This is a genomic window from Streptomyces sp. NPDC057010 (assembly GCF_042673805.1).
Classification (GTDB): Bacteria; Actinomycetota; Actinomycetes; order Streptomycetales; family Streptomycetaceae; genus Streptomyces.
This window is the reverse complement of the sequence record NZ_JBHUSC010000138.1, coordinates 430-1,148: the sequence shown is the minus strand read 5'-3', so window position 1 is coordinate 1,148 and position 719 is coordinate 430. Positions and strand designations below refer to the sequence as shown.

Below are 719 nucleotides of genomic sequence, written 5' to 3'. Positions count from 1 at the left end.
CCTTGCAGATTGCCAGCCCGAGGCCGGCACCGTCATACCGTGAATCCGGCGCCCGCCAATACCGGTCGAAGAGCAGCGGGACATGCTCCCGCTGAATGCCCGGCCCCTCGTCGTCGACATGAATCGCCGTATCGAGTACGGTCAGCACGACCACGCCGGCCGCGGGCGATGCGTTGATCGCGTTCTCGAGAATGTTCTTGAGCAGGATGAAGAGCGCCCCGCCATCGGCCCGGATGGGTGACGCGGAGTCGCGCGCTTCGATATGGAGCTTCACCTGCTTCGCATCGGCCTTGCCGGCCAGCAAGCCCACGGCGTCCCGTGCGACTTCGGCACTGTTCACGTCGTCGAAGCTGAAGTTTTGCACTTCGCTGACCTCAGCCAGGTGCAGCAACTGCTTGACCTGCCGAGCCATCAGGTCGATCTCGCGAAGCAGAAGCGCCTTGTGCCGGATGTCGGGCTGCAGCTCGATCTGGCCTCTGACCAGCGTGAGCGGTGTCTGCAGCTCATGCGCGGCGTCGGCCAGAAACCGCTGCTGAACGGCAAAGCCATTCTCGAGTCGCGTCAACGCATCGTTGAACGCATCGATCAGCGGCTTGATCTCGCTCGGAATCCCGTCCGACGACAGTCGCGTCTTCAGGTTGTGCGGCTCGATTCCGCTCGCGGCACGCGATACCTCCCGCAACGGCTTCAACACGTGGCTGATCGTCAGTGGAAGCGTC

Annotated in this window: 1 protein-coding gene; it reads right to left on the bottom strand. The window is 63.4% G+C overall.

Going from position 1 to position 719, the window contains the following annotated elements:
* On the bottom strand, positions 1-694 hold a 694-nt coding region (locus ACFTXQ_RS36640), incomplete at its 3' end, for an ATP-binding protein (RefSeq protein WP_382650008.1).
* Positions 695-719 lie beyond the last annotated feature (25 nt).